The sequence below is a fragment of the Acidicapsa acidisoli genome (genome assembly GCF_025685625.1).
GTDB lineage: Bacteria > Acidobacteriota > Terriglobia > Terriglobales > Acidobacteriaceae > Acidicapsa > Acidicapsa acidisoli.
The window spans coordinates 1-4424 of record NZ_JAGSYI010000012.1 but is presented as its reverse complement, the minus strand read 5'-3'; the positions used below and the strand labels follow the sequence as shown (position 1 = coordinate 4424).

The window sequence follows — 4424 nt, the reverse complement described above, 5'->3', positions numbered from 1 at the left end:
AACTACGCCTACATCAACCTCAACGATCCAGTCGCGCGCTTGTACGGCGTTGGCCAAACCCAGATCTTCGGCTCCGGCCAGTACGCCATGAGGCTGTGGGTGAAGCCCGACCAGTTGGCGAAGCTTGGCATCACCATTACGGACATTTCCAACGCGATCCAGGCGCAAAACACAGTAAACCCAGCAGGTCAGGTCGGAGGAGAACCGGCTCAAACTAACCAGCAATTCACCTATGCCGTGCTGGCCCAAGGGCGCCTGAAATCGCCGGAAGAGTTCGGAGACATCATCGTGCGCGAAGCGCCGAATGGTGGCATCGTCCGGGTGAAGGATGTGGCCCGCGTTGAACTGGGCACGCAGGACTACAGCATGGTTAGTCGCTTGAACGGCAAGTCCGCTGCCGTGATTGCTGTATACCAACTACCCGGAACTAACGCTGTGCAAACTGTGCAGGGTATCCGCAAGCTCATGGCTCAGATGAAGCAACGCTTCCCCGAGGATATGGACTACGCCATATCGCTCGATCAGACAGCCTCGGTCACAGAAGGCATGAAAGAGATTCTCGTGACACTCTTGATCGCGATTGTGCTGGTAATCTTGGTGGTCTATCTCTTTTTGCAGGACTGGCGCGCCACTCTGATTCCATTGCTGGCGGTGCCTGTCTCGCTGGTTGGAACCTTCATCCTGTTCCCACTTTTCGGCTTTTCCATCAACACCCTCTCAATGTTCGGGCTGGTGCTGGCCATCGGCTTGGTGGTAGATGACGCAATCGTCGTTGTCGAGGGTGTGCAGCGCCACATCGAGGATGGCTTGAATCCCAAGGACGCGGCTCGAAAAGCCATGGACGAGCTAACCGGCCCGGTGATTGGAATCGCGTTGGTTCTCTCGTCAGTCTTCGTGCCAACTGCTTTCATCCCTGGCATCACGGGAAGGCTCTATCAGCAATTCGCAGTCACGATCGCCATCTCGGTGGTACTCTCCGCCTTCAATGCGCTCACGCTCAGCCCCGCGCTGGCCGGACTCCTGCTGCGGAGAAAGAAAGAGAGCCATGGGACATTGCAGCGTTTCTTCAACTGGTTCAATCTCCTGTTCGAACGCGCGACGGGAGGATACGTCCATTGGTCCGGCGTGCTCCTTCGCAAGGGTTCAATGGTGCTGGTGCTGCTGGTGATTTGCGGTGCGGCCGGATTGTTTTTTGGTAGCCGTCTACCATCCAGCTTCCTGCCCGATGAAGACCAGGGATATCTCTACATCAACATGCAGCTTCCCCAGGCGGCCTCGCTGGAACGCACCAGCGCGGCTGCAAGACAGGTCGAACAGATTCTTGCCGACACGCCCGGCGTCCAGTACACAACGAGCGTAGTTGGCTTCAGCTTACTCAGCCTCGTCCGCACAAGCTACAACGGATTCTTCTGGGTCAGCCTCAAGCCCTGGGATGAGCGCAAAAGCCGTGCGGAACAATACCAGACCATCAAGGCCCATTTGAACCAGGAACTCAAGAATCTGCCGGCAGGGACCGTCTTCAGTTTCTCTCCGCCGGCGATTCCCGGCGTGGGCACTTCGGGAGGTGTCTCGTTTGTCCTGGAGGACCGCGCCGGCAGAGACGTTCCATTTCTTGCAGACAACCTCGCCAAATTCCTGACAGCCGCTCGTCAGCGTCCTGAGATTGGCACGATCTTCACGACATTCGTACCGAGCGTGCCGCAAAAGTTCGTCGAGGTGGACCGGGAGAAGGTGCTTAAACAGGGCGTTGCATTGCCGGATGTGTACAACACGATTCAGGCGAACATGGGCGGTCTCTTCGTGAACTATTACAACGAATTCGGCCGCACTTGGCAGGTGTATATAGAGTCCGAAGCTCCCTACCGGTCGAATACCGAGAACCTCGGTCAGTTCTACGTGCGCAACAACCAGGGCGAGACAGTGCCGCTTTCCGCACTGGCAAGTTTTGAGAGCCGGTCGGGTCCTGAATTCACGATGCGCTACAACGAGTACCGATCAGCGCAGATCAATGCTAGCGCCGCACCCGGCTACAGCTCTGATCAGGCAAGAGCGGCTCTCGAAGATGTGTTCAAACAAACTATGCCCCATGAGATGGGGTTCGACTACATGGGCATGTCTTACCAGGAAAAGATGGCGGAAGATGGAGTATCATCTTCGGTCATCTTTGGATTCTCGCTACTCTTCGTCTTCCTGATTCTGTCGGCGCTATATGAAAGCTGGAGTCTTCCCTTTAGCGTGCTCCTCAGCACACCGGTCGCGGTTTTCGGTGCCTTCGGAGTGCTATGGCTGCGCCGCGTAGTGCTGGGCCTCTTTCTGCCGCCCTACATGGTCCAGATGGAGAACGATGTCTATGCGCAGATCGGCCTGGTAATGCTGATCGGCCTTGCCGCCAAGAACGCGATTCTGATCGTCGAGTTTGCCAAGGAACAGTACGAACAAGGTAAGCCGCTCATGGATGCGGCGCTCGAAGGCGCGCGCCTTCGTCTGCGACCCATCATGATGACCTCGTTCGCGTTCATTCTCGGCTGCGTTCCGCTGTGGACCGCGTCCGGGGCCGGCTCGGTCGCACGCCAGATTATGGGTACCACCGTGATCGGCGGCATGACCGCCGCAAGTGTGCTCGGCATCTTCACGGTACCGGCAATTTTCTACCTCGTGGAGCGATGGTCCGCGGCGGGTCGCGCGCGCTTCATGACGCCTGCAACTCTGCCCAGTGCGATCGCGGAGGGCAAGCAAGATGCGTAACAGATTCCAAAACAAATTCGGCACAGGATCCGCATGGTTCCTTCTCCTGTCGGCCTCGATGCTCTCCGGCTGTGCGGTCGGACCCAACTATCATCGGCCGGCGGTGCAGACGCCTCCGGCCTTCCACGGCCATGACCAATCGCAACAGACTGAGCCGCAAACCGCATCGTTCGCCGATCTTCCATGGTGGCAAGTGTTCCACGATCCTCAATTGCTGGACTTGATCCGCGCGGCGTTGAAGCAGAACTATGATTTACAACTGGCGGTCGAGCGCGTCAATGCAGCGAGGGCGCAGGTTGGTATTACGCGATCGAACGAGTTTCCGCAAGTTTCACTCGACCCGACTTTCAGCGGCGGAAAGACCGACCAGAACATCAAGTCAAACGTTTTTTCGCTCTCTGGAGACGCCCTATTTCAAGTGGATTTGTTCGGTCGCTATCGACGCGCAACCGAAGCAGCCCGAGCTCAACTTCTGGGCACCCAGGACGCACAACAGACGGTGATCCTCACGCTTGTGAGCGACGTGGCCAGCGATTACTTTCTGCTTCGCAACCTCGATCTGCAGCTTCAGATCACCAGGGAAACCGTGCGAACCCAGGAAGACTCAGTCAAGCTGACCAAGCTACGCCTTGAGCACGGTGTTGCAACGACGCTGGACGTGCTTCAGGCGCGGCAAGTGCTCGACGTTGCGAATGCACAGATCCCGGACCTCGAACGGCAAATCGGCCAGACCGAGGACGCGCTCAATATCCTGCTGGGAAAGTATCCGGACAATGTTCCTCGGGGAATGCCTTTGGGCATTGAGACCCCAGAGGGCTGGACATGGAGCGAGTCTTTGCCGCCTCAGTTGCCCACAGGTCTTCCCTCGCAGTTACTCGAACGCAGGCCAGACATCCATCAAGCCGAGGAAAACCTGGTAGCCGCGAATGCCAACATTGGCGTTGCCAAAGCAATGTTTTTCCCTCAGCTCTCTCTCCTGGGCTCTGGCGGCGCGGCATTTGGACATAGCCAGTTTGCCGGATCGCATATCCCTGCCCCGCTCGGAGCCGGAACCTATTCGGCATCCCTTACACAGCCGGTCTTTGAGGGCGGCTACTTGCGCAACAACCTGCGCTATGCCAAATCGGAAGAGCGCCAAGCCCTGATCGGTTACCAGCAGACCATTCAGCGTGCATTCGGCGATGTCTCAGATGCGTTGATTGGCTATGACAAGTACCACGTTGTCCGGGAACGCCAGGAACAATCGGTGAAGGATCTTCAGGAGTCGGTCAACGTTTCACTCATGCGCTATCGAGGCGGTACCTCGAACTACCTTGATGTCCTTGACAGTCAGCGATCTCTCTTCAACGCCGAACTGACCCTGGCACAGGCGCGCAATAACGAGTACCAGGGCCTTGTCCAGCTCTATAAAGCACTGGGTGGTGGCTGGAAATAAGCGAACGTCCAAACGGAGAGCAGATGTCGTTTCATCGAGTTGTCGCGGAGTTGCCTCTAATCACCCTCACGTTGTGGTTACAGTCTGTGGGAGTTGCGGTGCTCGTAACGTGGGTACAACGAGCTTTGGGCGGCGATATGCGCAAAATGGGCGCCTTTCGCTTCGCAGCATTGGTTGTGCGATTGGCAATGGCGGTTGTCGTTCTGCACGGATTGGAGATTCTGCTGTGGGCGACGTTCTATCG

The 4424-nt window shown here is 57.1% G+C and carries 3 protein-coding genes; all 3 read left to right on the top strand.

Features of this window, described 5'->3' with window-relative positions; genetic code table 11:
* Window positions 1-2745, top strand: a 2745-nt coding sequence (locus OHL23_RS28535; protein WP_263355499.1) for an efflux RND transporter permease subunit, incomplete at its 5' end; no start/stop codon positions are given.
* Entirely contained in the window at window positions 2738-4180 is a 1443-nt protein-coding gene (locus OHL23_RS28530; RefSeq protein WP_263355498.1) for an efflux transporter outer membrane subunit, read from the top strand. The genes OHL23_RS28535 and OHL23_RS28530, both read left to right, overlap by 8 nt.
* A 23-nt stretch (window positions 4181-4203) precedes the next feature.
* The coding region (locus tag OHL23_RS28525; RefSeq protein WP_263355497.1) for a hypothetical protein at window positions 4204-4424 on the top strand (221 nt) is incomplete at its 3' end.

Bases quoted from the DNA above. Each gene is read 5' to 3' on its own strand.
- OHL23_RS28530 (WP_263355498.1), top strand. From the start codon at position 2,738: ATGCGTAACAGATTCCAAAACAAATTCGGCACAGGATCCGCATGGTTC.